The following is a 26,324-nucleotide window of genomic DNA, read 5'->3' on the forward strand; positions in this document are numbered from 1 at the left end:
TTGAATTTATATTAAAACTGTTAAAATTTTTATTTATTGTGTAGAGTCTTCTTCTCCCATATAATCTTGTACGGTCCTGAAACCTATATAACTACGGGCAGAATCTGCATATTCGTAATCCCTGGTACTTACTTGTAAGAAGTAAGCTACATCTTTCCAAGAACCTCCTCTAATAACTTTTCTTGTATTGGACTGATCCCCTCCGTTAGGGTTCATTGTAGATACATAATCATATGCACTTGGATCATAACTAGAGTTTGTCCACTCAGATACGTTACCGGCCATATTGTACATATTAAAGTCATTAGGCTCGTATGATTTGGCCTCTACCGTATATAAAGCTGCATCTGCCGCATAATCTCCTCGTTGAGGCTTAAAATTGGCCATAAAACAACCCGTATCACTAATTACATATGGTCCACCCCAAGGGTAGGTACCTCCTTCAATTCCTCCTCTGGCAGCATATTCCCACTCAGCCTCGGTAGGTAGTCTAAATTGGTTGACAAATTGTCTTCCACGACTTTTATTATCATCATTCTTAAACTTGGTCCTCCAGTTACAAAATGCTTTTGCCTGTTTCCAAGTTATCCCAACTACAGGATAGTCACTATAAGCATCGTGCCAGAAATAATCATTGTGCATTGGTTCGTTATATTAATAAGAGAAATCCCTGATCCATACCGTAGTATCTGGATAAATTTCCACTTCTTCCGTACGGATAAACTCCTTACGGCTTTTGTTTCCTTTGATAGATGCACGTGCTGCTGCTTCTATATCCATCCAGTTGTACTTATATTTCAACTGTTTTACATCTATAGTACGCTGCCCGTTGTAAGACTCCTCTTCTGACAAATAAATACTATCCATAATCTCGGTATAATACTCGTCCGGATATTCTGATGTGTCCCAGATTAAATCCTCATCTTTGTTCAAGGCCCTACCTTCATAACCGGTTTTGCCCATTCCAGAATAATTGTCCAACATATATTTGTCATATACCGAAGACCTAGTTGTATCTGCATCCTTAAATGCATAATCACCTATACCACCTTCTTCTGGACCAATACCTAACTCATCGGCCAAAATGGCCAATTTGGTTCTTACGATAGAATCCTTTACCCATTCTACGAATTGGCGGTATTCACTATTCGTAATTTCGGTATCATCCATATAAAAGGAACGTACCGTAACCGTCTTGGTTGGAGCGTTCAATAATTTTGCCTGGTCTTCTTCACTTTTACCCATAATGAAAGAACCTCTTGGGATAAGTTCCATTCCATATGGTTTTTCGGGGTACCACTTTTTTCCCTGGACTCCAGTTAGCTCACCTTTCTGTTTAGACCCACAACTTGTGAGTAAAAAAACAAACGCTATAGAGGATAACAATAGCTTCTTCATACTTTAGGTTAAATTTCGATTATGGTTTAACTATAGAATACAATGGTTTATTCTAACATCTAAAACTATGTTTTAAATAAAATATTGTATTAAAGTCTTTTAATGCTTTAAAAATATTCTAGATCAATTAAAGCCTTTCTTATAGGCCTTGTACCACCTTTCCGGAATCTGTTGATTACATGCATCTAAATAATCCTTCTCGGTGCATGGTAATAACGCAGGTGTATGACCTTTAGTATGTGAAGTGTAAATAGATGGTACTTCTGTCCACCATCTTTCTGTTAATAAACTTTTGTAAAAGACCAATTCTTCGTCCTCGCTAGGTACATTGTACTTGACAAAGTCGTCTGATTTTGAGTAGGGAGACTCCTTGATCCTATAATTGACCCCTTCTATAAAGTACCAAATTATCTGGGCTATCAGCTGTTGGGACTGGACATTATTGTCCATTTCATAAATGCCAAAAACAGAAACCTTGTCACTAAGACCGGCATAACGTGCAATTGCGCATATCTCGCGACCGTCAAATCCATTTGGAGAAAAATTGGCCGAATGAGATAATTCACTGGCCTTAACGGCACGCATATCCAAACTTACCATATGGGCATTTCTCAATACCGGTTCTGCCAACGTTAGGTCATTGGCAACCTCTCCCAATCTATAGGCATCAAAAAAAAGACGTTCCATTAAATCAATTTCCTCTTGGGCATTGAAATAACCTTGGTAACCAATATTTGAAAAATTAAATAGATTATTGGGCTTATCCGTAATGATCTTACTCATATACGAATGGGAAGAAATCAATTCATCATCAATGCCAAAATCAAAACGACTGTCTATGGCTACTAAATTGATCATATCCCTAATACCATCAAAAGCCCTGTATGCAGGGTAGGTAATATCTTGGGTAGCACCAAGTACAATTGGTATTATTTGCTCTTCCAATAAGCCTGCAACCACTTCCTTTACTACAAAATAGGTATCTTCTACCGTAGCGCCCTCCTCTATATCTCCTAAATCTACCAAAGAGGCGTTCCAATTACCTACCAAAAGTTTGTACAACTGTAAGCGTATACTGGAAACATCTAACTTTTCATGCTTTTTTTCATAGGCATTCCTAGACTCCCGTACCCCCAAAAATGCTACAGTTGCGTTCGCCAATACGGGCAAGCCGTCATTTTCTGTATGTATATAGGTATTTTTACCAATGGCTTGGTTGGGCAGTAATTCATTATGGGCCAAAACTTTGTCCTCAACCGGAACTAAAAAATCAAAGGCCATGTAGTAATTGTTATTTTAGGTTGTGTCTTTGGTGAACTGTTCTAATCGTCATGAAAAATACTACTATTTCCATGAAATAAATATTATTTTTTTGGTTTTGCCTTAGGCTTTGCTTTTGCTCTAGTTTTCTTTTTAGGTGTTTTTTGCTCAATTAATTTTTGAGCTTCCTCCAAGGTAATCTTTGTAGCGTCAACCGTCTTTGCCAGTTCTACCTTTATTTTGCCCTTAATTACATTATGACGTCCCCAGCGTGCTTTTTCTACCCGTATTCCTTCTTCTTCCCAATTATGGACCACTTTATCTATCTCCTTTTGCTTTTTGGTCTCGATCAACTCAACTATATCCTCTTTGGAAAGATTATCAAAATCATATTTTTTGTTCACATTTATGAACATTCCGTTCCATTTTATGAACGGACCAAACCTACCAACTCCTTTGGTAACCTCTTTTTCTTCGTACATAGCAATAGGTGCATCTGCCTTTTGCTTGGCAACAATTAACTCTATTGCCCTATCCATTTCAATTTCAAAGGCACTCTCCCCTTTATCCATAGAAATGAATTTATCACCAAATTTTACGTACGGTCCAAACCTACCTACATTGGCCAATACCTCTTCCCCCTCGTAAACCCCTAATTTTCTAGGTAATTTAAACAAATCCATTGCCTCTTCATAAGTAATGGTATTCAAGGATTGTTCTGGCAACAAACTTGCAAATGTTGGTTTTTCCTCATCATCTACAGTACCAATTTGTACCATTGGTCCAAATCTTCCCAATCTTACAGAAACCTGTTTTCCTGTTTTAGGGTCTTTTCCCAATATTCTTTCTCCACTGGCGCGATCGGCATTTTCCTCAACATCCAATACATTGGGATGAAAGTCCTTATAGAACTCTTTCATCATTTTTTTCCAGTCTTCATCACCAGATGCAATTTCATCAAAATCTTCCTCTACTTGTGCCGTAAAGTTATAATCAAGGATATTTGCAAAATTACTGACCAAGAAATCGGTAACGATCATACCTATATCCGTAGGTACCATTTTACCTTTTTCTGACCCCACATTTTCGGTCAAATTCTTTTCCTGTATCGTATCGGCCTCCAATATAAGTTGCTGATATTTGCGTTCAGTACCTTCTACTGTTCCTTTTTCAACGTAACCCCTGTTAAGAATGGTAGAGATCGTTGGTGCATAAGTAGACGGTCTACCAATACCCAATTCTTCCAATTTCTTCACCAAAGAGGCTTCTGTAAATCTATACGGAGGCCTGGTAAAGCGTTCTGTAGCCGAAATAAAATTATTCAACAATGGCTCACCTTCTTTCATGGCCGGCAACATACCTTCCTGTTCTTCGGCAACGTCTTCATCATCTACACCTTCCATGTAGACTTTCAAGAACCCATCAAACTTAATTACCTCACCATTTGCCGTAAATTCTTCTGAATGTTTATTTGCTTTGATCTTAACATTGGTGCGTTCCAACTTCGCATCGCTCATTTGAGAGGCTACGGTACGCTTCCATATTAAATCATATAGCTTAGACTGATCACGTTCCAAGGAAGGAGATTGGTTTCCCATATCCGTAGGTCTAATAGCCTCATGAGCCTCTTGCGCTCCTTTAGACTTACCTACAAAATTCCTGGTCTCGCTATACTCTTTTCCATAATTCTTTATAATAGCTTCCTTTGCAGAGGCCAATGCTTCGTTAGATAGGTTTACACTATCTGTCCTCATATAGGTAATAAGACCCGCTTCATATAAACGTTGTGCTACCTGCATGGTCCTACCCACAGAAAAATATAACTTCCTGGAGGCTTCTTGCTGTAGGGTGGATGTTGTAAACGGTGCCGAAGGCGATTTCTTTGCCGGTTTTTTATCTAATTTACTTACAGAGAAGTCTGCTGAGATATTTTTCTCTAAAAATGCCTTGGCTTCTTTTTCCGACGCAAAGGTCTTATTTAATTTGGCAGAAAAAACACTACCTGCCTCTGTTTTAAATTCTGCCGCTATCTTGAAGGATGCTTGGGGCTTAAATGCCTCAATATCTCTTTCTCTCTCTACAATTAACCTTACCGCTACAGATTGTACACGACCGGCAGAAAGCCCCGGTTTAATTTTTTTCCAAAGTACAGGTGATAATTGATACCCTACCAAACGGTCCAAAACCCGCCTGGCCTGTTGTGCATTTACCAGGTTAAAATTAATCTCGCGCGGATTTTCTATGGCCTTTTGAATAGCTGCCTTGGTGACCGAGTTAAAGACGATTCTCTTGGTTTTCTTTTTATCAAGACCCAATTCCTCTGCCAAATGCCACGAAATAGCCTCTCCTTCCCGGTCCTCATCACTTGCAAGCCAGATAGTTTCTGCTTTGTCCGCTAATGCCTTAAGTTTTTTGACCAAGGTTTTCTTATCCTTATCAACTATGTATTTTGGAGTGAAATCATTATCGACATCCACGCCCAACTCCTTAGAGGGTAAATCCGCAATGTGACCAAAGCTTGATTCTACCTTAAAATCTTTTCCTAAAAACTTCTCAATAGTCTTGGCCTTTGCAGGAGACTCAACAATTACTAAATTTTTCGCCATCAACCTTGTTTATAGCTACAAATGTATACTAAAATTTAAACTTTGGAATTTCAAACATTTATTTCTTCCTGTTATTTACTAGAACTTTGGCCATAAATTCATTTTTTTCATATTTAAAAAAATTTAAGTGAATTCAGCATAACCGTAATATTTTGCCGCCAACTACCAATATCTAATTAAAACCCATAAAAAAAAGGAAGCTAAAAAACTTCCTTTTACCTACGCTAAATTTCCAATACCATTAGAGTTCCAATGTACTTAACAACCTAATATCATTATCTAAATATTCATATTGATATAAAGTTCCTTCCCCGATCATCAACAAGGACGATGACAACGGAATTACGTCATATGCCACAATATCCTCAAAAGTGTTTACTAATGTAATGTTGGGTGTATTGCTCTTGTCATAAACTTTTAAACCTGCACTGCCATCACACACAAATAAAATATCTCCTTTTATTCCTAACCCATTAGGACCATGCATAGGATAAATTACTTTTAACTCAGGTTTTTTTAAATTGGAAACATCAACAATATAGAGTCCGCTTTCTGTATTGCCGCAAAAGTTTCCACCTTTTAGGGTAACATAGGCATAATCCCCATCAACAACTACCGGATCGCAAGCGGTACCATGTCTAAATTCTGAAATAAACTCCGGTTTTTCAGGATTTTTTATCCCGTAAATATACATGCCCTGAGAACCTCCAATAAAAAGTATATCACCTTGACTATAAATGGTTTCAATATCCCAAGCTACCTGTACATCATCCAACACCTTTACATTTTCCACATCAGTAATATCAAATATGTTAATATCACTATAATCCACAACATATAAATAATCGCCTATTATTTTAAATCGCGCCAAAGAACCACCCTGCCCAGTAGTTGGTGACTGATTACCAAAATTTTCGGCTACATCTGCAAAAACACACTCATTACATTCATACCTGGCTTCATATTCCTTTACAGGGCGCCTTTCTGTATTTACCTCCCAACCAACTACAATATCTTTATCATAGTCAATATCTCCGTATTCATAAAAATCGGCCTGTGGAAATTCCGTATTGACCATCCAGACATCATTGTTATAAATGGCATTTACAATACGGCTTGTTACGGTGATATTATTTATATCCGATATATCAAAAATTACCAAATCACCATAGCTATCCGCATAGATTTTATCGTTTTTAATAGATATATCATTATTACCTTCCAATTTAATGAATGCGATACTTACAGGGTTTGATGGATTTTGGTTATCAATAACATGAAAACCCTGATTTACATCATTGACGAAAATATAATCTCCATAAGCATATATCTTACCGGAGGACACAATTGGTACAGGCTCCGTAACCGATACGGCCTCTGCCTTAAATGAAACGGCATCTTGCACAATAGGCCTTGCCACTAAATATTCTTCATATGGCCCGTCATCATCACAAGACACTAAAGCAATAGATGCAACTACACACAAAACGAAATAAAAATTTCTCATGGTTTTATAAATTTAAACGGTTGTACCCTATAGATTAAAATAACCGCTAATAGTTGCGTTATCAACAGGTTAAATTTATATTAACTCATTAAAACCTACTCCGTCTTTATACATAAAATATGTGGGAACCTTACTGAACATAGCTGTAAAAAAAATACCCACACAACATAACAATATACCTACTTCCGCAACTATACCAGAAACCAAAATCAAAAGAAAAATGATCAGCCAATTTTTATTTCCCAAGACAAAGCTTGCCTTGACCATTTCCATTGCCGACAAGTCATTTGAAAAGGCCAAAAATGCAGGCAACAATGAAAGTGGAACAATTACATAAAACAAACCAACACCACACGCCAGCATACCCAAAATTGCGATCCCCAATAGATATAGGGACAAAATAAAGACTTTACCTATTCTGCCCTCCCTGAAAAAATAAAAATAATCATCTACACCACCTTCCTCATAATCCTTTTGCTTACAAATTCTCAAAAAAGCTGCATTGATGGCCAAACTAAAGGTACACGCCCCTATTAAAACAATGGGTGCCAATATACCCATAGCAACGGCTACCATAGGTGGCAACTCATTGTGTTCCATGGCATACGGATCGGTAATTCCTACGGCAATCATGGGTATATATAAGATAATATAAAAAGGCAGTATCACTAAAAAAGAAAGTATTAAGGTAATAAAGCCTTGTACCCAAACTTTTTTAAACAATTCTATGGATCTATTGAATATGTTCCCAAATTCCAAGTTGGGCCTTGATTTTATTTCTGATATCTTACTTTCCACATTCATGACTTAACTAGCTATTAGGTGATTAACAAATTTATATTATTAACTATAGCAAAGCTTAAAAATACCCTAAATAAGTATGTCAACTTGTCATATTTTTGATTATAATGGTATCTTTGCCTCCCTAATATTTTTGTGAAGTAATTAGTAGAATGGAGAAAACCATAGATGAAAAGTTGCAAGGTACCACGTTAAACGTAGCAACTAGAAAAGAGAATACACGCAACTTATTTATAGAGAGTTATGGTTGTGCAATGAACTTTGCAGATAGTGAAGTCGTTGCATCTATCCTGGCCAATGAAGGCTTTAATACTACACACGTATTGGAAGATGCAGATTTGGTACTTGTAAATACATGTTCTATTAGAGACAAGGCAGAACAGACCATTCGCAAAAGGCTAACTGAATACAACAAGGTAAAAAAATCTAGACCGCATTTAAAAGTTGGTGTACTTGGCTGTATGGCAGAACGCCTAAAAGACAAACTTTTAGATGAGGAAAAAATAGTGGACATGGTAGTAGGGCCAGATGCCTACAAGGATTTGCCCAACCTTATTAAGGAAGTAGATTCTGGTAGAGATGCCGTAAACGTTATTCTCTCCAAAGATGAAACCTATGGTGATATTGCCCCTGTACGGCTAAATACAAATGGTGTAACTGCCTTTGTTTCCATCACCAGAGGGTGTGATAACATGTGTACATTTTGTGTGGTGCCCTTTACCAGGGGCCGTGAACGTAGCCGCGACCCACAATCTGTCTTAGCCGAAGTCAATGAACTTTGGGAAAAAGGATTTAAGGAAATAACCTTATTGGGGCAGAATGTTGATAGTTATCTATGGTATGGTGGCGGACTCAAGAAGAATTTTGAAAATGCTTCCGATATGCAAAAAGCCACTGCAATCAATTTTTCCAAACTATTGGAGATGGTAGCTTTGGCACAACCAAAAATGCGCATTAGGTTTTCCACTTCCAATCCGCAGGACATGACGCTGGATGTGATTAAAACCATGGCCAAATACAAGAATATATGCAATCATATTCATTTACCGGTACAGAGCGGTAGTAACCGTATTTTAAAGGAAATGAACAGGCTACATACCATAGAGGAGTATTTTGAACTCATTGATAACATAAGGGAATTAATACCGGATTGTGCCATTTCACAAGATATTATTTCAGGTTTCCCTACAGAAACGGAAGAAGACCACGCAGCAACACTAAAAGCCCTGGAATACGTTAAGTATGATTTTGGGTACATGTACGCCTATTCCGAGAGACCCGGTACGTTGGCAGGAAGAAAAATGGAGGACGATGTGCCCGAAGCCACCAAGAAAAGACGCCTGTCCGAAATAATAGCATTGCAAAGGGAGCATTGCCAATTTAGGACGGAAAAACATGTGGGCAAAATACAAGAAGTCTTAATTGAAGGAACGTCAAAAAAATCCGAAAAGGAATGGAGAGGAAGAAATTCTCAAAGTACGGTGGTGGTATTTCCTAAAGAGCATTACAAAGTAGGTAATTTTGTCAATGTTAAAATTCATGATTGCACTTCCGCTACCTTAAAAGGTACCGCAGTGGGTTATTCTGAAAACAATTAAATTAGCACAGAGCCATTTTCTATGGAAAGTATACAGAGTATAAAACAACGTTTTGAAATCATTGGTCAAGATGCAAAGCTCAATAGGGCATTGGAAAAGGCCATGCAGGTTGCCATAACCGATATTTCTGTTTTGGTTACCGGTGAAAGCGGGGTCGGTAAAGAGGCCATCCCCAAAATTATTCATTCCTTGTCCCATAGAAAGCATGCTAAATATATAGCGGTCAACTGTGGCGCCATACCGGAAGGCACCATAGACAGTGAACTTTTTGGTCATGAGAAAGGAGCGTTCACCGGAGCCACACAGACTAGGAGCGGTTATTTTGAAGTAGCGGACGGCGGAACCATTTTTTTAGATGAAGTAGGTGAATTACCGTTGACCACCCAAGTAAGATTATTACGGGTCTTGGAAAATGGTGAATTTTTAAAAGTGGGGTCTTCCCAAGTTCAAAAAACAGATGTTCGTATTGTAGCGGCTACAAACGTGAATATGTTTGAGGCTATCAAGAAAGAGCGGTTTAGAGAAGACCTATATTATCGCTTGAGCACCGTAGAAATCAACATACCTCCTTTACGTGATCGTCAAGGAGATGTTCATTTATTGTTCAGAAAATTTGCGTCGGACTTCAGTCAAAAATATAAGATGCCTACCATTAGGTTAGATGAGCAAGCGGTGTCCTTACTTAATAAATATAGATGGCCAGGAAACATAAGGCAGCTTCGTAATATAGCGGAACAAATATCCGTTTTGGAGGAAAACAGGTCAATTTCCGCGGCCACCTTGAACGGATACCTACCCAATAATACAGGTACTAATTTACCCGCAGTAGTCTCCAGCCCTAAAGCAGAAAGTGATTTTAGCAACGAAAGGGAGATTTTATATAAAGTCTTGTTCGATATGAAAGGTGATTTGAACGACCTTAAAAAATTGACCATGGAATTGTTGAAAAACAACGATTCACAAAAAGTCCAAAAGGACAATGAAAACTTGATCCGAAAAATTTACGGTAATGATGATGACGAGGAAATAGACCTTGAGCAGGACCCACAAGAAGAAACCAACTTAAATGTATTGCATTTACCGGAACCAAAGGAGGAACATATTCTAACCTCAGACGCCTATGAGGACAAGTATCATTTTGCCGAGGAGATTGAGGAAGAAGAAACCTTGTCACTACAGGAGAAAGAAGTAGAATTGATCAAGAAATCCTTGGAACGCAACCGTGGTAAAAGAAAAGCTGCAGCAGCAGAATTGGGCATTTCAGAAAGAACGCTCTATAGAAAAATTAAACAGTACGATCTTTAGAACTTATGAATATAATCGCTACAAAACATCTTAAAAAGGCCATCCTATATATCCTGCCCCTTCTAATATTTATAGGTTGCGGAGTCTATAATTTTACAGGAGGTAACGTTGGTGAAGCCAAAACGTTCCAAGTCAATTATTTCCAGAATTACGCCACCCAAAGTCCGGGTTCTACATTTGAGCCGGGCGTGGATAGGGATTTTACCTTGGCATTGCAAGACAGAATTATGAACCAAACAAGTCTGGATTTAATCACAAATGGCAATCCAGATTTGTTATATGAAGGAGAAATCACCGAATATAAAATTTCACCTATGTCTGCCACCGCACAACAAACCGCAGCACAGAACAGACTTTCTATGCGCGTTAAGGTTAGGTTTTATAACCGATTAAAAGAAGATGCCGCATTTGACCAAAGTTTTTCGTTCTTTTATGATTATCCTGCTGACGTACAATTGGCATCTATAAAGAGTGAAGCGCACGAAGTGATTTTTGAACGACTTACACAAGATATTTTTAACGCGTCTTTGGCAGATTGGTAACCGTATGAACGTAAAGGATTTTACATATTTTCTAGAACACCCTACCAAAGTGGTAGAACCTATCCACACCAAACATCTAGAAGATATCATTGAAGAATACCCTTATTTTCAAGCAGCCCGAGCCCTACACCTAAAAGGACTTAAAAACCTCAACAGCTATAAATACAACAAAGCGTTAAAGACCACTGCGGCCTTTACCACCGATCGTGATGTCCTTTTTGAGTTTATCACCTCAAAGGATTTTTTGCAGTATGATATTCCGGAAACCGTTACCCCGGCCAAGACAGAAACCAAAGAGGCACCTGCCGAGGAACAGACCGCCCCTTTAATTGAAAAATCTGAGGATAAGCCCTTACCGCAGGACACCGAAGATGCAGAGCATATATTGGACCCAGAACTGTTCCAATCCAAACCTTCAACTATTACAGAAGAAGAGGAAGCTTTGGATATTGGCAAGCCCCTAACGTTCAATGAAAAGGAAAAATACTCTTTTTCAGAATGGTTGAGCCTTGCCTCTAAAAAACCAGAAAGTTCCACTACCGCTGATCAAGACAACTCAGTGGACAAGGTCAAAAAAGCATCTGAAGAAGAAGCAAAACCCGTAAAGAAATTAGACGCCGTAAAAAAGAAGAAATTTGATCGTATAGACAAGTTTATCGCCAGTAACCCAAAAATAGACCCAACGGAACAAAAAGGCACTAAACTTGATATTTCCAACTCTATAAAAATCAATAAGAACGAGCTAATGACTGAAACTCTGGCAAGGGTGTATCTGGAACAAAAGAAGTACAAAAAAGCTATACAGGCCTATAAAATTTTAAGTTTGAAATATCCGGAAAAAAGTAGTTTCTTTGCAGACCGAATTAAGGCAGTAGAAAAAATACAAAAAGATAATAAATTATAAAGGATGAGTACATTTTCAATATTTTTAATCCTTATCATCGTCGTTTGCTTGTTATTAGTGTTGGTGATTATGGTACAGAACCCAAAAGGTGGCGGACTTTCCTCTTCTTTTGGTGGTGGTGGAACGCAGATTGCAGGCGGTGTTAAAAAAACAGGAGACTTTTTAGATAAAAGTACTTGGACTTTGGCCGGATTGCTAATCGTTCTTATTCTTGCATCGAACATTGCACTTAAAGGTAATTTTGGCACATCGGATTCTAAATTATTACAAGGAGACGATATTGAAACCATAGTTCCTGAAACATTACCTGAAGAGGTTGCACCGGTTGAAACAGAGCAGGTGACGCCTACGGACAGTTTATAATAGAAAAGACAATTATATTTAAATGCCAGCTCTGACAAGCTGGCATTTTTTGTTTACAATTTGTCAGTAAAAAGGCAATGGCATAATTTCTGCCTATAGAGACGTACACAAGTTAAAAATCAATTTAAAATTTAATAATTATGGCTAAAGTTAATATCAAACCATTGGCAGACAGAGTACTTATTGAGCCAATGGCCGCTGAGACTAAAACTGCGTCTGGGCTTTACATTCCTGACACCGCTAAAGAGAAACCACAAAAAGGTAAAGTAGTTGCCGTGGGACCAGGAACTAACGATGACAAAGTTACCGTTAAGGTTGGTGATACCGTACTTTACGGAAAATATGCCGGGACCGAACTTAAGTTGGAAGGAACCGATTATTTGATGATGAGAGAAAGCGATATCCTTGCTATCATCTAAAATTTCCTAGAATCGATTATTACAGATTGTTTTAAAGTAAAAGAAATTTAAACCATTATCTTACTTATTATGGCGCTAGCTACAATAAGTAAGAACTAAAAACTAAAATCCATAAAAATGGCAAAAGACATAAAATTTGACATAGATGCAAGAGACGGCCTTAAAAAAGGTGTTGATGCATTGGCAAATGCAGTAAAGGTAACTTTAGGCCCAAAAGGTAGAAATGTAATTATTAGTAAATCATTTGGTGCTCCGCAAGTAACCAAGGATGGTGTTACCGTTGCAAAAGAAATTGAATTAGAGAACCCATTAGAGAATATGGGCGCGCAAATGGTTAAGGAAGTTGCTTCCAAAACCAATGATTTAGCTGGTGACGGTACTACTACCGCTACCGTTCTTGCACAGGCAATCGTAAAAGAAGGCTTAAAGAACGTTGCAGCAGGCGCAAACCCAATGGACCTAAAAAGAGGTATTGACAAAGCAGTTGAAGCTATCGTTGCAGATTTGGCAAAACAAGCCAAGAAAGTGGGCGATTCTTCCGAAAAAATTAAACAAGTTGCTTCTATCTCCGCTAACAACGACGAAACTATTGGTGACTTGATCGCTCAAGCTTTTGGTAAAGTTGGTAAAGAAGGTGTAATTACCGTTGAAGAGGCTAAAGGAACCGATACTTATGTTGACGTTGTTGAAGGTATGCAGTTTGACAGAGGTTACCTTTCTCCATACTTCGTTACCGATTCAGAAAAAATGGTTTCTGAGCTAGAAAATCCATACATCTTATTGTTCGACAAGAAAATATCTTCAATGAAAGATTTATTACCGGTATTAGAGCCTGTTGCTCAGTCTGGTAAACCTTTATTGATCATTGCAGAAGATGTTGATGGTGAAGCTTTAGCTACATTAGTAGTGAACAAGTTAAGAGGTTCTTTAAAAATTGCAGCTGTTAAGGCTCCAGGATTTGGAGACAGAAGAAAGGCAATGTTAGAAGATATCGCCATCTTAACCGGTGGTACCGTTATTTCCGAAGAAAGAGGTTTCTCTTTAGATAACACTACTTTAGATATGTTAGGTACTTGTGAGAAAGTACAGATAGACAAAGACAATACAACGATCGTTAACGGTGGTGGTGTTGCAAAAGATATCAAAACAAGAGTTAACCAGATCAAATCTCAAATAGAGACAACTACTTCTGATTACGATAAGGAAAAACTTCAAGAGCGTTTGGCTAAATTGGCCGGTGGTGTTGCCGTACTTTACGTAGGTGCTGCTTCTGAAGTTGAAATGAAGGAGAAGAAAGACAGAGTTGATGATGCATTGCATGCAACAAGAGCTGCCGTTGAAGAAGGTATCGTTGCCGGTGGTGGTGTTGCTTTGGTAAGAGCTAAGTCTGTTCTATCTAAAGTTTCTACAGAAAATGAAGATGAGGCCACAGGTTTACAGATCGTTGCCCGTGCTATTGAGGCCCCTTTAAGAACTATCGTTTCTAACGCTGGTGGTGAAGGGTCTGTTGTTATCGCTAAAATATTGGAAGGTAAGGGCGATTACGGATACGATGCTAAATCTGAAAAGTATGTTGAGATGATGAAAGCAGGTATTATTGATCCTAAGAAAGTAACTAGAGTAGCATTGGAAAATGCAGCTTCTGTTTCTGGTATGATCTTAACTACCGAATGTGCTTTAACCGACATTAAAGAAGATGCTCCGGCAATGCCTCCTATGGGTGGCGGTGGCGGAATGCCAGGCATGATGTAGTGGCAAGCCGCCACAGGCAATTATTAGCTTGTTTGCGGACATTCATAAAATTTAAAGCTGCACTTGAAAATTTCAAGTGCAGCTTTTTTTATACGTATACCAACAAAAAAACCACCTTCTTTATTTACAGAAGGTGGTTTTCATGTCCAAACAGCATAGCCTTCTAAAGGCCGTAACTTAACTACTTCTTTCTAGGAGCAGCTTTTGGAGCAGCCTTTTTACCAGCTTTTGCCGGTGCAGGCTTCGCAGCTGGTTTCCCCGCTGATTTTGTTTGTGCCATTGCTATAGAATTTAAGATAAATCTATAGCTAATGTATTTCAGATATTGATCCGTGATATTCTTATTGGCAAAATATTAACTAAACTATTTCACCCCATTACATCAATTAAAAAATAAGCTTAAAGCTTAATCTAATTACTCCGCATCCTAATGATGTACGCCGTCATCAGTATTGTCTTCCCTATACTTGCAACAAGGATGAACACTATTATAAGCTTCCTCTGTTGCCTTTAGTTCTTTGGTATCATGACCAACGGCAACTATAGCCGTTTTGATTTTCATGGCATCGGTCTTACGCTCATCCATAATAATATCCAATTGATGTGTAGGTATACTCCAATTTGCGTATTTCACTCCTTTTACATTCAAGGCAGCTTCCTCAATTCGTTCTTTACACATGGCGCATTTGCCATTGACATCAAAGGTCATTTTCTTGTTCTTCTCTTGCGCAAAGGTTACTACAGTAATTAACATCATTGCAATGGATAAAATCGTTGTTTTCATTATATCTGTATTTATTGTCATGTATTAAATTTTAAATCGGAAGCCCGCATAAAACATTCTTCCCATTATGGGTGCGAACACTATTGTAGTATCAAAATTTGGACCAAAGGGATCATTAGCGCCTAAAACAGGATTGTCTTGCTGTACTTCAGATAGGTTTTCACCACCTAAATATACCTCTACATTTTTTGAAAATACTTTGGTTATTTGAGCATTCATAAGGCTGTAAGGTGACGAATACTCCCCTAACCTATATTGCTCGGGATTACTACTTGTATCTGGCAATCGTTTCTCTCCTACGCTATGCAAAGTATAATCCAATTTCCATTGCGAACCATTCTCCTTAGCCTCTGTTTCATATCCTAAATTAACAAAAAATCGATGTTGTGCCAGTAATGGTTTTTGAAGGTTTCCGCTATTATAATCTGTTGAAACATCATAGAATTTATATGACGTTCTTAAATTCAACCTACTTAACAACTCATAATTTACCTCAACTTGAAAACTTTTTGCACTACTGTCCCCATCCAAGTTATAAAAAGAAACTTCTTGAGGATTTTCCCAATCTACCACTACTTGATTTTTAAAATCGGTGATGTAGTAATCCAAGGTAATATCTCCTTTTCTATTCAAAAAATTAAACCCTTGTAAAAAGCTAACTCCATAGTTCCAGGCATCTTCTGGCTCTAAACCATAAACCTCCCCATCTGTACTTGCAATATTGATTGTTCTGGCAGAGCCAAATAATTGCTGATTCTCGGCAAAAATATTAGCAGCTCTTTTACCTCTACCGAAAGAACCTCGCAAACTCCCTTTCTCCCAAGGTGTATACCTAATATGGAATCTGGGCGTAATAAAAGTTCCCAATCTATTATGATTATCTACTCGCAAACCTGCAGTAAGACTCACTTTCTCTAAATTCTCATAACTATACTCCATAAAGGCCCCAACAGACCTATCTACCCTTGAATAGTCCGTTGAAGATACCATTTCATCATAACCGTCATACGCAAAGGTAATTCCCGTTTTAAACTTATTTCTGGTATCTCCAATAATGGAGTTGAAAATTAAGTTGCTGTACAAACTTTCATGGTTGATATCATAGGCTCTAAACCCAAAATAAGAGTCTTGTTTATGCAAACTATACGATGTCTGAAACCCTAAGCTTTGAAAGGGTAATTCTGGAAAAACATAGCCCAGTTTTAAAGAGGTATCAAAACGACGGGTATCAATTTCACTACCCCAGGCGTTAGTGGTAAACTTATCCGTATCAGGATTAAAATCTACTTGGCCCACTTGTTTTTCATCGTTTAGAAAACGAACATTAAAGAAACTTACCCATCCTTTTTCGGTGTCTTGATATTGCCAGCGGTTCATCACATTTATTTGGTCTGCCAAAGGGGCATCTAAAAATCCGTCATTGTTATTATCTTCTTTTTGGGTTCTTTTATTACCATGTATATAAAGTCCGGTACTCCATTTATCGGTCAATTTACGATTGAAGTGCGTATTGAGCTCATACCGTCCGTTCTGGTTGGCATAACCATTTACAAAAACAGCTTTATCGGTCAATGGTTTTACCAGCTCGGTATTGATTTGACCAGAGATACTTTCATAGCCATTAACCACACTACCCGCTCCTTTTGTAATTTGAATACTTTCTATCCACGTACCGGGAGTAAACGTTAGTCCGTATGCCTGTGATGCCCCGCGAACCATAGGAATATTCTCTTGGGTTATCAATAAATAAGGACTGGTTAACCCCAGCATTTCAATTTGCTTTGTACCTGTTAATCCGTCTGAAAGATTTACATCAATTGCCGGATTGGTTTCAAAGCTTTCTGCCAAATTACAGCAAGCCGCCTTTAAAAGTTCATCACTATTTACGGTAATCACATTCTGTGGACTAAAATAGGTCTTCTGTATAGCATCACGCTTTTGCTGTACAACAACCTCATCTAATTCATTCGATGATTTCAAAACAATTCGGATAGTTTTAGGCTCATTAATCGTTAAGGTATCCGATTGAAAACCTACATAACTAATTATTAATGTATTGAATTCCCTTAAATACGGAATAGAAAATTCACCGTCATATTTGGTGACCACACCCGTTTGGGAGTCTTGCCAGTAAACGCTGGCACCAGATAATCCTATAGCATTTGCACCTTCGGAATCCAATACAACCCCCTCTACTTTTTCTTGTGAAAAGCCAAAAAGGGGCAGCATTGCCGTTATTAAGAGTATTAAAAATTTATTCATCTAGTTTCTTGTTCTATTTATGCAGCCTATTTTATCAATCAATTTTTGCAGCCCTTAAGCGTAGGGCATTCGCTATAACAGAAACTGAACTAAAACTCATAGCCAAGGCAGCTATCATTGGGGAAAGCAGTAATCCAAATATTGGATATAATACTCCGGCAGCAATTGGAATACCCACGGTATTATATATTAATGCAAAAAACAAATTCTGTTTTATGTTCTTCATTACTGCATTACTAAGTTTATACGCCTTTACAATACCATGTAAATCCCCTTTCACCAATGTAACGGAAGCACTTTCAATTGCGACATCCGTTCCTGTTCCCATAGCGATACCTACATCGCTTTTTGCCAATGCAGGGGCGTCATTTATACCATCGCCCGCAACAGCTACTATTTTACCTTTAGCCTGTAAACGCTCTACCTCCGCAAGCTTATCTTGCGGTAACATTCCCGCTTTAAAATCTGCCAAATTTAATTGGTCCGCCACAGCTTTTGCAGTATCAAAATGATCACCGGTCAACATAATAACGGCAATACCTGCTTCTTGAAGCGCCTTAATTGCTTTTTCACTGGTTTCCTTAATTCTATCACCAATGGACACAAAACCTACGGCCTCGTTATCTATAGCCAGATAAGACACCGTTTTTCCTTGCTTTTGATGAGCCGTAACCACAACTTGTAAATTTTCTGGAATGGTCACCTTTGCATTGGTCATCATTTTGTCATTACCCAATGCAATGGACTTTCCGCCTATAGTACCCATTACCCCCATGCCAGTAATAGTATCAAAGTCATCAACCTTTAAAATAGATACATTGTTATCCTTCCCGTATTTCACCGTTGCATCTGCCAAAGGGTGCTCACTTAGTTGATTTAAGGAAACTATATATTGCAATACCTTTTCCGAATCTACAACGGCTATGCTTCCTATTTTTTCTATGGATGGTTTTCCTTCCGTGATGGTTCCGGTTTTATCTATTACGAGCGTATCAACCTTGTCCATACGCTCAAGAGCTTCTGCATTCTTTATTAAGACTCCGGACTGCGCACCTTTGCCCACACCTACCATTACGGACATTGGTGTAGCCAAACCTAAAGCGCACGGGCAGGCAATAATCAATACTGCAATGGCATTTACCAAGGCATAGACATACGCCGGATCCGGCCCGTAAATAACCCAAATAACAAAGGTTACAATGGAAACAAACACCACTGCCGGAACAAAATAACTTGAAATCTTATCTGCGAGTTTTTGAATGGGAGCCTGACTACGACTAGCCTTGTTCACCATTTCTATGATTTGTGACAATAAGGTTTCTGACCCCACTTTCTCGGCAGTCATAACAAATGACCGTTTTCCGTTTATTGTTCCAGAATGCACTTGGTCTCCAACCACTTTTTGCACCGGAACGGGCTCTCCAGTTATCATAGATTCATCTACCGTGCTTTCCCCTTCTTTTACAATGCCGTCTACCGGTATTTTCTCACCTGGTTTTACCCTGAGCAAGTCACCTTTATTAATATCATCTATGGCAATTTTTTCCTCATTACCATCTGTAATACGTACTGCTGTGTTTGGCGCTAACTTTAAAAGCTCTTTTACTGCGGAATTGGTTTTTCGGTGCGCTCGAGCCTCTAACAATTGACCAAAAAGTACCAAGGTGAGAATTACCGTTGCCGCCTCAAAATAAACGTGAACCGTACCATGGTCCGTTTTAAATTGCGATGGAAAAAAATCGGGCACCAAAATGGCAAAAACACTAAACAACCATGCCACGCCAGCACCGATCCCGATCAATGTAAACATGTTTAAATTCCATGTTTTTACAGAACGATAAGCGCGCTCAAAGAACATCCATGTTGCATAAAAAACTACAGGAATAGATAATGCAAACTGCACCCAATTCCAATGTTTTAGAGACAATACCTTTTGTAAGGGATTACCCGGAATCATTTCTGACATTGCAATTAGAAAAATGGGCAGTGTAAAACCTAGCGCTATTTTAAATTTGTCCAGCAGTTTCCTATAACTCTTTTCTTCAGCTGAAATATCTGCTTGCTTGGGAACCAGGTCCATACCACAAATAGGACAATCACCAGGTTCGCTGTGAATTACTTCTGGGTGCATAGGACAGGTGTATTTTTGACCTTTATTTGTCAAAGTACTCACCTCTTCCACCAGATCCATTCCGCAAACTGGGCAATCTCCAGGTTTGGTATACGTTTTATCGCCCTCGCAGTGCATTGGGCAGTAAAATGTACCGTTACCGTTTTGTTGCTTTACAGGTTTTTCAATTTTTTCAGCACTTTGCGCACCCAGCTCGTGAATAGCATAGTGTCCGCCATTTTTTTTCATGGCCTCTTGCAATACCTCTAATGGAATATGTTCTTCCATTTCCAATACAGCTTCTTCACTATCTAGGTTTACCGCAGCACTTTTTATTCCTTTTACGGCAGCCAGGGTTTGCTCTACATGGCTTCTACACCCGTTACAAGTCATGCCTGTAATGGTATATGTATGTTTCATATGTTGTTCCTCATTAAATTAACGGTACCTAAAAAAGTTCAGCACCAACAACTCCTCTTACTTTTTAATAGGCTGCTTTTCAAAAACATTGAGTTTTCCGTTTCTGTAGTTGACAACGTACAGCATCTTGTCCTTTAACATCATATCCGTTGGTTTTTCTATCTCATTTTTTAAGACCTGCAATAGTTTACCATCTTTGTCAAAAACCAAGACTCTGTCGTTTTCAAAATCAGTGACGAATACTTCTTGCTCAGCAACGAAAATTCCTGTTGCCGCATTCATTTTTTCATCCTGACCCATCATTTGGATAAAACCACCTTTTTTATCAAAAACCTGAACGCGATTATTATAAGCGTCGGCCACCCAGATTTTATCGCTTGTTATTTGAACATCCGTTGGGTAGTAAAACTCTCCTTGTGCCTTCCCTTCTTTACCAAATGAAATCCAACTTGCACCATCAAAATAGAGAATGCGGTTATTGTAAAAATCTGCAATGGCCCGTTCCTTATTAAAAACGGAAACTCCCGCAGGGGCATCCAAAGAATCGATAAGTTGCATTACAAACCTCCCTTTTTTATCAACGGTCTCCACCACATCTTTTCCGTACTGTGGAATAAACAGGGTTTCTTCAATTGCATCAATATGCATGGGCCTGTCCAGTGAATCAATGGTTTCCGTGATTTGACCTTCGTTGTCAATTTTAACCAAACGGTTATGATCGCCATCTGAAAGCCAGATATCCCCATTTACTTGAGTTAAGCCAATAGGGTTTACACCATCCAACTGAATGGTCTTGGATAACACCCATTCTTTAGGAACAATTTCTTTGTCCTTACAAGCCGATGCAAGGACTAGAACGATCAGTATACAAATACTTTGTCTCATTTTTTATAGCTTAAACGTTCGTACTTACAACAGGCCGGTAAATTTCCATAATCATCTGTATGTGCTTTGTGGTTCTTAGTGTCATGACCTGCAACCGCTACTTCCTTTTCAACATTTTCCAAGGATGTTACCCCCGCATCAAAAGAAACCTTCATGATTTTTGTGTTCTTATCCCAAGAAACGTCCGTAACACCGTTTACAGATGCTGCGGCTTTGGTTATTCTAGCCTCGCACATGGCACAATTTCCTGCTACCATAACATTTTTAGTTACCGTGCCTTCCGTTTTTTGCATCATTGCCGCTGCCGATGATTCTTCCACCGTACCATTGGCACGCTCCACTTTGGCCGTTATTGGCGTGTACCCCGCTTTTTCAACTTGTTTTTCTACATCACTTAAGGTCAATGCTTTTTCCGCTGGATAAGAAAAACTAAAGTCGCCCGTTTCTATATCTATCTTAACATTCTTGATTCCTTTAAATTCCTTGAATTTCTTTTCAAGTCCGTATGCACAAAACGGACAACCTAGTCCGTCTACCTGCACCATAAACTTATCCTTACCTTCTTGTGCAGTAGCTCCAAACACTACCGCGAACATTATTAACACTGAAACTATTATTGATTTTTTCATTATTGTATATTTTAATTTTTAAAAAGAATATCTTGAGCCTAAAAACAGGCTATATTTTAATTTACGACCTTCATCCAAGTCATTCACCAATGGTACCTGTACGGCAAGGTCAAAGGTTATGTTCTTTCTTGCATACTGCACCCCTTGGGCGTACAAGAGCTGATACCAATCCCTCTCAACCAACCATAAATTGGTATATTCAAAATACAGGTTAATTTGTTTATTGGGATATTGAGGTTTCAATAAGGGAAGTCCAAAACCTATTTTATGGGTCAACGCATCTAGGCTTCCATCGGGCACCCAATTGTAACCTAATTCATTGCTAATACCATATTTCAATGATTCATAACCCGCAACGATACCGTAGTAACCGGCATATTTACCCGTGCTTAAGTCCATTACATCCAATTCTTTACCCGTAGGCAGTGTCTGCAGTGTTTTGGCTACCATTCTAAAGGTCTTCCCGGTACCATCTTTTCTAAAAAACTGGTACTTGCCCATAACTTTAATATCTGCCAAACTACTACCGCTAGGCCCATTGTCAACATCATAATTAAGATATGGCAAATGCAATGCAACCAAGGAATTTGAGGTAGGCAGGTAATGCAACATGACCGGGACATAGGTAAAATCCCCTCTTTGCGTATGCCGTATTTCTGTCAAGGTTTTTGCGGTAAAACTACCACCGCCCAACATAATTGGTTTATCTGCGGTAATTGGAGGTCCTTGCGCCTCGCAAAATTGTATTCCTAAGAGGACAGTGGCCAAAAGCCAACTAATTTTTTTCATGAAATATTAGATTTGATTAAAAAATGTGCCTTCGCAATTAAGCGACCTAAAACAATTTTTAAATCAAATCAAAAAAACCTGGTGAAGTATATTCAAATCCTTAGCCAGTATTGGCGGTGGATAGGAATCAAAAATTACGACCTTATCCGTTGACTCTTGAAATACGTTTAGATAGGAAGTAGTAAATGTATATAAGAAGACTTGTTGTGAAAAATCTAAGTTAGAGATATCATGGTTTAGATCATCTTGCCCTTGCATAGTAAAGGACTCATCATCACAACAATGATTATCATACTGAGATGCATCATCCAACAAAGCCAAACCTGCATCCATACCACAATCTTCTGCGGAATGAAACAAGGCAATATCCAAAACACGACCCATACATAAATGCTTTTCTACCGTCCATGAAATTGTGGACAGCAACAACAGCAATGCCATTGAAACGGAAAAAGATTTATGAAGGATATTTTTCATCATCGCAAAATTACAAAATATTCAATATTTAAACCCCTAGACATCATTTCTTTAACGAAAGATTATAGAAAATGTACCCCCTTTAAACCAATGCCTCATTAAAAAGACCATTACGAGTATACGATAAAGACTACTTTTTAGTTTAAAGAGTAACATATTTAACCAATAACGAACATTAACAATTTTAAACACTAATCATTTAATCTTTAAATTATGAGAAAACAATTGAAGTATACTTTTTTAATTTGCACTATTGCCCTTTTTATTGGAAGCTGTAGTTCTGATGACGGCTCGGTGTTTGACACGCCAATTCCGGACAATACAGGAGGAGAAGAAGGTGGCGAAGATGAAGAACCAGAAGTGGCGACCTTAGTCTTCAACGAGTCTAACCCATCTAGCAACCAAATTTCAGCATCTGCAAATGGCGAGGTAGGCACAACGGTGCCGGGGAGAGTAATCTTTACATCCGATGCAACTACGCAACGTAGAATGTATATAACCCAAAACATATCAGGACAAGGTGAAATGCCTTTTAGTGCCTTTGACCTTGTAAGCGATGATTTGGACAAAGCGTTAAAACCAGATGGTTCTATAGATTTAGATGGTGCCACAAAAAAAGCAATAGATTTTACTTTTGCCCTTCCCGTACCAGACATTGATAATGGGGAGATCGTCTATACCTTTTGGACCACGACCGGCAAAGGAGATTTTAGGGATATTACTAAAAGATTAGCATTAGGTGCCGGTCAAATTACGGTAACCGTAGGTACCGGTACCAACCCAACTGCAGAGGTAAGGGAATTTACAGACATACAATTGTTTGCTCCTGCTCAAGATGGCACAACAGAATCCTTCTTTTCCCTATTGAACGAAACTGTTTACAGAATTAATGTAGGACCTGAATTTAGGGCATTCTGGGATTTTGGCTACTATTACGGAGCTTCCGGTGACTCTGCCGGTGACAATGCTTCTTTTGCCTCTACGGAACAATATGACGCTTCTTTTGGTTTTCCCGTTGAAGGCCTACAGCCAGGTGAAGACGAAGAAAATTCAGAGACAGAGACCTTAAACCAAATGTTCTTTGCCTCTTCCACTACAATAGATGCCGCCGCGTTTGATGCAGTTACCTTATCTGGGGAGTTAGATTTTATAGCAAGCTCAGATAGCCAAACTATCACCAATTTAAGCGTTGGTGATGTTGTTGAATTTGTAGATAATTATGGCAAAAAAGGCTTGATCAAGATTACAGCCATTGAAGCTGGTTTTAATAATAACGATTTCATTGAATTTGATGTTAAGATTCAACCATAAACATAAGTCGTAATTTTTAATCATATAAAAAGAGAATGTTTAAAAACATTCTCTTTTTTTGTTTTAGCACACACCGTTACATTAGTACAATATGTATTTTTGCAAAAAAAAAGTTATGTTCAACGCACTTCGCCCTCAAGTAAGTTCCATTATAGATTCTAACCAAACTCCTGATGCCAAGATGTTAGCTATTTGCGAACTTTTAAAAGCAGAAGTTCCACATTATGACTGGGTAGGCTTTTATTTTAAAAACGGAGAGAAAAGGGAACTAAAACTTGGGCAGTATGCAGGTGCCCCAACAGATCACACCATAATTCCTTTTGGGAAAGGTATTTGCGGACAGGTTGCAGAGAGCAATGAAAATTTTGTGGTACCAGATGTACAGGCACAGGACAACTACATTGCCTGTAGCATTACCGTGAAATCAGAAATAGTTGTACCACTATTTTTAAATGGCGAAAACATTGGTCAAATAGATATTGATTCTAATACTTCCGACCCTTTTACCAAGGCAGATGAGGCATTTTTGGAATTCGTAAATTTTGAAGTAGCCAAAATTCTTTAAAACTTTAGCCTTTTTGTTGATAAACTAGCCCATTTTATAACTGCAAAAAAATTACTTTTGCTTGCTTATTAAAAACATTTAAGCATCATACAATGAGCAGTGTAAAAAAAGCGTCTTCAGCCTTAATTTCAGTTTTTCATAAAGACGGATTAGAGCCAATAGTAAAGAAATTTCAAGAATTAGGAATCACTATTTACTCCACCGGAGGAACCGAAAAATTTATAACTGATTTAGGAATTGACGTTGTTCCCGTAGAGGACGTAACAAGCTACCCTTCTATTTTAGGGGGAAGAGTAAAAACTTTACACCCAAAAGTATTTGGCGGTATTTTAAACAGACAGGACAACGAAAGTGATGTTGCCCAATTGGCAGAGTTTGAAATTCCACAGATAGACATCGTTATTGTTGATCTATACCCATTTGAAAAAACAGTAGCTAGCGGTGCACCAGAACAAGATATCATTGAAAAAATCGACATAGGTGGTATTTCGCTTATACGTGCAGCAGCTAAAAACTTTAAAGATGTAACCTGTGTTTCCTCAATGGAAGATTATGCAGATTTCCTTGAAGTTATATCCGCAGATAACGGAAACATCAGCTTAGAGGATAGAAAGCGTTTTGCCGCAAAAGCATTTAATGTTTCTTCTCACTACGATACTGCTATATTCAACTACTTCAACCAGAATCAGGATTTAGCCTCATTAAAGATCAGCGAAACTTCTGGTAAGGTATTACGCTATGGAGAAAACCCGCATCAAAAAGGATTCTTCTTTGGCGATTTTGATGCCATGTTCTCTAAATTGCACGGTAAGGAATTGTCATACAACAATCTATTAGATGTTGATGCAGCGGTAAACCTAATGCTAGAGTTTAAGAACGACGCTCCCACTTTTGCAATTCTAAAGCACAACAATGCTTGTGGATTGGCACAAAGAGACACATTACACCAAGCTTATGTTGACGCTTTGGCCGGTGATCCTGTTTCTGCATTTGGTGGTGTTCTTATCAGTAACAAAGAAATAGACAAGGCTACTGCAGAGGAAATCCACAAATTGTTCTGTGAGGTCGTTATAGCACCAAGCTACAATGCAGAAGCAGTGGAAATTTTAAAAGGCAAGAAAAACAGAATCATCCTTATACAAAATGAAGTTGAGATGCCAGAAATGCAAGTAAGAACTTGTTTAAATGGTATGTTGCTTCAAGAAAAAGACCATAAAACGGATACCGTTGCAGATTTGACCAATGCAACAGATACCAAGCCAACAGATCAAGAGTTAGAAGATTTAATTTTTGCTTCTAAACTTTGCAAGCACACAAAATCCAACACCATTGTTTTAGCCAAAAACAAACAACTTTGTGCAAGCGGTACCGGACAGACCAGTAGGGTTGATGCTTTAAACCAGGCCATACACAAGGCTCAATCCTTTAATTTTGACCTTAAAGGTGCGGTTATGGCAAGTGATGCCTTCTTCCCTTTCCCCGACTGTGTTGAAATTGCGGATAAAGCCGGGATCACCAGTGTAATACAACCTGGCGGATCCATCAAGGACCAATTAAGTATAGATTATTGCAACGAACACAAAATTTCAATGGTGATGACGGGTACACGTCATTTCAAGCATTAATTTCATTACTTT

Annotated in this window: 21 protein-coding genes and 1 pseudogene; 10 read left to right on the top strand and 12 right to left on the bottom strand. The window is 38.4% G+C overall.

The genetic code is table 11. The annotated features are described in order from the left end of the window. Nucleotides 1-33: 33 nt before the first annotated feature. The 5 genes and pseudogenes from gldK to ABVM52_RS05000 form a co-directional block, all read right to left on the bottom strand. Nucleotides 34-1,398: pseudogene (gene gldK, locus ABVM52_RS04980) on the bottom strand (gliding motility lipoprotein GldK). 123 nt (nucleotides 1,399-1,521) lie between these two features. Next, nucleotides 1,522-2,679 (bottom strand): formimidoylglutamase, encoded by a 1,158-nt coding sequence (locus ABVM52_RS04985; protein WP_405384309.1) that lies wholly within the window; start codon nucleotides 2,677-2,679, stop codon nucleotides 1,522-1,524. A gap of 83 nt (nucleotides 2,680-2,762) precedes the next feature. Further along, nucleotides 2,763-5,264, bottom strand: coding sequence for a type I DNA topoisomerase (topA, locus tag ABVM52_RS04990; RefSeq protein ID WP_405384311.1), 2,502 nt, complete (start codon nucleotides 5,262-5,264; stop codon nucleotides 2,763-2,765). 241 nt (nucleotides 5,265-5,505) lie between these two features. After that, on the bottom strand, nucleotides 5,506-6,771 hold the full coding sequence (locus ABVM52_RS04995; protein ID WP_405384312.1) for an LVIVD repeat-containing protein: 1,266 nt from the start codon (nucleotides 6,769-6,771) through the stop codon (nucleotides 5,506-5,508). A gap of 75 nt (nucleotides 6,772-6,846) precedes the next feature. Next, entirely contained in the window at nucleotides 6,847-7,575 is a 729-nt protein-coding gene (locus ABVM52_RS05000; protein ID WP_405384313.1) for a hypothetical protein, read from the bottom strand. A gap of 149 nt (nucleotides 7,576-7,724) precedes the next feature. Between ABVM52_RS05000 and miaB the strand changes: the two genes are divergently transcribed. The 7 genes from miaB (at nucleotide 7,725) to groL (ending at nucleotide 14,455) form a co-directional block, all read left to right on the top strand. Further along, complete coding sequence (gene miaB / locus ABVM52_RS05005; RefSeq protein WP_405384315.1) at nucleotides 7,725-9,170, top strand: tRNA (N6-isopentenyl adenosine(37)-C2)-methylthiotransferase MiaB; 1,446 nt, start codon at nucleotides 7,725-7,727, stop codon at nucleotides 9,168-9,170. Nucleotides 9,171-9,191: 21 nt separating this feature from the next. Further along, nucleotides 9,192-10,475 carry a sigma-54 interaction domain-containing protein gene (locus ABVM52_RS05010; RefSeq protein ID WP_405384316.1) on the top strand — a complete coding sequence of 428 codons (1,284 nt, stop codon included), beginning with the start codon at nucleotides 9,192-9,194 and terminating at the stop codon, nucleotides 10,473-10,475. Nucleotides 10,476-10,480: 5 nt separating this feature from the next. Next, on the top strand, nucleotides 10,481-11,017 hold the full coding sequence (locus ABVM52_RS05015) for an LptE family protein (protein WP_405384317.1): 537 nt from the start codon (nucleotides 10,481-10,483) through the stop codon (nucleotides 11,015-11,017). A 4-nt stretch (nucleotides 11,018-11,021) separates the two neighbouring features. Continuing rightward, nucleotides 11,022-11,921: a hypothetical protein gene (locus ABVM52_RS05020; RefSeq protein WP_405384318.1), complete on the top strand. Its 900-nt coding sequence runs from the start codon at nucleotides 11,022-11,024 to the stop codon at nucleotides 11,919-11,921. Nucleotides 11,922-11,924: 3 nt separating this feature from the next. Further along, nucleotides 11,925-12,284: a preprotein translocase subunit SecG gene (gene secG, locus ABVM52_RS05025; RefSeq protein WP_405384319.1), complete on the top strand. Its 360-nt coding sequence runs from the start codon at nucleotides 11,925-11,927 to the stop codon at nucleotides 12,282-12,284. 140 nt (nucleotides 12,285-12,424) lie between these two features. Next, a complete protein-coding gene (gene groES, locus ABVM52_RS05030; protein ID WP_405384320.1) occupies nucleotides 12,425-12,703 on the top strand; it encodes a co-chaperone GroES in 279 nt (92 codons plus the stop codon). Nucleotides 12,704-12,820: 117 nt separating this feature from the next. Next, nucleotides 12,821-14,455, top strand: a complete 1,635-nt coding sequence (groL, locus tag ABVM52_RS05035) for a chaperonin GroEL (protein WP_405384321.1) — start codon at nucleotides 12,821-12,823, stop codon at nucleotides 14,453-14,455. Nucleotides 14,456-14,882: 427 nt separating this feature from the next. Here groL and ABVM52_RS05040 read toward each other — a convergent pair whose 3' ends face one another. The 7 genes from ABVM52_RS05040 to ABVM52_RS05070 form a co-directional block, all read right to left on the bottom strand. Continuing rightward, nucleotides 14,883-15,239: a heavy-metal-associated domain-containing protein gene (locus ABVM52_RS05040; protein ID WP_405384322.1), complete on the bottom strand. Its 357-nt coding sequence runs from the start codon at nucleotides 15,237-15,239 to the stop codon at nucleotides 14,883-14,885. Between the two features lie 24 nt (nucleotides 15,240-15,263). Continuing rightward, nucleotides 15,264-17,501 (bottom strand): TonB-dependent receptor, encoded by a 2,238-nt coding sequence (locus ABVM52_RS05045; RefSeq protein WP_405384323.1) that lies wholly within the window; start codon nucleotides 17,499-17,501, stop codon nucleotides 15,264-15,266. A 34-nt stretch (nucleotides 17,502-17,535) separates the two neighbouring features. Beyond that, nucleotides 17,536-20,031 carry a heavy metal translocating P-type ATPase gene (locus ABVM52_RS05050; protein ID WP_405384324.1) on the bottom strand — a complete coding sequence of 832 codons (2,496 nt, stop codon included), beginning with the start codon at nucleotides 20,029-20,031 and terminating at the stop codon, nucleotides 17,536-17,538. Between the two features lie 57 nt (nucleotides 20,032-20,088). After that, complete coding sequence (locus ABVM52_RS05055; protein ID WP_405384325.1) at nucleotides 20,089-20,916, bottom strand: NHL repeat-containing protein; 828 nt, start codon at nucleotides 20,914-20,916, stop codon at nucleotides 20,089-20,091. Continuing rightward, nucleotides 20,913-21,545, bottom strand: coding sequence for a heavy-metal-associated domain-containing protein (locus tag ABVM52_RS05060; protein WP_405384326.1), 633 nt, complete (start codon nucleotides 21,543-21,545; stop codon nucleotides 20,913-20,915). The genes ABVM52_RS05055 and ABVM52_RS05060 overlap by 4 nt, the downstream gene beginning before the upstream one ends. An 18-nt stretch (nucleotides 21,546-21,563) precedes the next feature. Next, on the bottom strand, nucleotides 21,564-22,334 hold the full coding sequence (locus ABVM52_RS05065; RefSeq protein WP_405384327.1) for a hypothetical protein: 771 nt from the start codon (nucleotides 22,332-22,334) through the stop codon (nucleotides 21,564-21,566). 63 nt (nucleotides 22,335-22,397) lie between these two features. After that, nucleotides 22,398-22,814, bottom strand: a complete 417-nt coding sequence (locus ABVM52_RS05070; RefSeq protein WP_405384328.1) for an HYC_CC_PP family protein — start codon at nucleotides 22,812-22,814, stop codon at nucleotides 22,398-22,400. A gap of 210 nt (nucleotides 22,815-23,024) precedes the next feature. Between ABVM52_RS05070 and ABVM52_RS05075 the strand changes: the two genes are divergently transcribed. The 3 genes from ABVM52_RS05075 to purH all read left to right on the top strand — a co-directional run bounded on the left by ABVM52_RS05075 (nucleotide 23,025) and on the right by purH (nucleotide 26,312). After that, complete coding sequence (locus ABVM52_RS05075; RefSeq protein ID WP_405384329.1) at nucleotides 23,025-24,122, top strand: hypothetical protein; 1,098 nt, start codon at nucleotides 23,025-23,027, stop codon at nucleotides 24,120-24,122. A gap of 115 nt (nucleotides 24,123-24,237) precedes the next feature. Beyond that, entirely contained in the window at nucleotides 24,238-24,687 is a 450-nt protein-coding gene (locus ABVM52_RS05080; protein ID WP_405384330.1) for a GAF domain-containing protein, read from the top strand. A gap of 92 nt (nucleotides 24,688-24,779) precedes the next feature. Beyond that, a complete protein-coding gene (gene purH, locus ABVM52_RS05085; protein ID WP_405384331.1) occupies nucleotides 24,780-26,312 on the top strand; it encodes a bifunctional phosphoribosylaminoimidazolecarboxamide formyltransferase/IMP cyclohydrolase in 1,533 nt (510 codons plus the stop codon). Nucleotides 26,313-26,324 lie beyond the last annotated feature (12 nt).

This window comes from Maribacter sp. LLG6340-A2, from assembly GCF_045057105.1.
Taxonomy (GTDB): Bacteria; Bacteroidota; Bacteroidia; order Flavobacteriales; family Flavobacteriaceae; genus Maribacter.

Bases quoted from the DNA above. Each gene is read 5' to 3' on its own strand.
- ABVM52_RS04985 (WP_405384309.1), bottom strand. From the start codon at position 2,679: ATGGCCTTTGATTTTTTAGTTCCGGTTGAGGACAAAGTTTTGGCCCAT.
- topA (WP_405384311.1), bottom strand. From the start codon at position 5,264: ATGGCGAAAAATTTAGTAATTGTTGAGTCTCCTGCAAAGGCCAAGACT.
- ABVM52_RS04995 (WP_405384312.1), bottom strand. From the start codon at position 6,771: ATGAGAAATTTTTATTTCGTTTTGTGTGTAGTTGCATCTATTGCTTTA.
- ABVM52_RS05000 (WP_405384313.1), bottom strand. From the start codon at position 7,575: ATGAATGTGGAAAGTAAGATATCAGAAATAAAATCAAGGCCCAACTTG.
- miaB (WP_405384315.1), top strand. From the start codon at position 7,725: ATGGAGAAAACCATAGATGAAAAGTTGCAAGGTACCACGTTAAACGTA.
- ABVM52_RS05010 (WP_405384316.1), top strand. From the start codon at position 9,192: ATGGAAAGTATACAGAGTATAAAACAACGTTTTGAAATCATTGGTCAA.
- ABVM52_RS05015 (WP_405384317.1), top strand. From the start codon at position 10,481: ATGAATATAATCGCTACAAAACATCTTAAAAAGGCCATCCTATATATC.
- ABVM52_RS05020 (WP_405384318.1), top strand. From the start codon at position 11,022: ATGAACGTAAAGGATTTTACATATTTTCTAGAACACCCTACCAAAGTG.
- secG (WP_405384319.1), top strand. From the start codon at position 11,925: ATGAGTACATTTTCAATATTTTTAATCCTTATCATCGTCGTTTGCTTG.
- groES (WP_405384320.1), top strand. From the start codon at position 12,425: ATGGCTAAAGTTAATATCAAACCATTGGCAGACAGAGTACTTATTGAG.
- groL (WP_405384321.1), top strand. From the start codon at position 12,821: ATGGCAAAAGACATAAAATTTGACATAGATGCAAGAGACGGCCTTAAA.
- ABVM52_RS05040 (WP_405384322.1), bottom strand. From the start codon at position 15,239: ATGAAAACAACGATTTTATCCATTGCAATGATGTTAATTACTGTAGTA.
- ABVM52_RS05045 (WP_405384323.1), bottom strand. From the start codon at position 17,501: ATGAATAAATTTTTAATACTCTTAATAACGGCAATGCTGCCCCTTTTT.
- ABVM52_RS05050 (WP_405384324.1), bottom strand. From the start codon at position 20,031: ATGAAACATACATATACCATTACAGGCATGACTTGTAACGGGTGTAGA.
- ABVM52_RS05055 (WP_405384325.1), bottom strand. From the start codon at position 20,916: ATGAGACAAAGTATTTGTATACTGATCGTTCTAGTCCTTGCATCGGCT.
- ABVM52_RS05060 (WP_405384326.1), bottom strand. From the start codon at position 21,545: ATGAAAAAATCAATAATAGTTTCAGTGTTAATAATGTTCGCGGTAGTG.
- ABVM52_RS05065 (WP_405384327.1), bottom strand. From the start codon at position 22,334: ATGAAAAAAATTAGTTGGCTTTTGGCCACTGTCCTCTTAGGAATACAA.
- ABVM52_RS05070 (WP_405384328.1), bottom strand. From the start codon at position 22,814: ATGATGAAAAATATCCTTCATAAATCTTTTTCCGTTTCAATGGCATTG.
- ABVM52_RS05075 (WP_405384329.1), top strand. From the start codon at position 23,025: ATGAGAAAACAATTGAAGTATACTTTTTTAATTTGCACTATTGCCCTT.
- ABVM52_RS05080 (WP_405384330.1), top strand. From the start codon at position 24,238: ATGTTCAACGCACTTCGCCCTCAAGTAAGTTCCATTATAGATTCTAAC.
- purH (WP_405384331.1), top strand. From the start codon at position 24,780: ATGAGCAGTGTAAAAAAAGCGTCTTCAGCCTTAATTTCAGTTTTTCAT.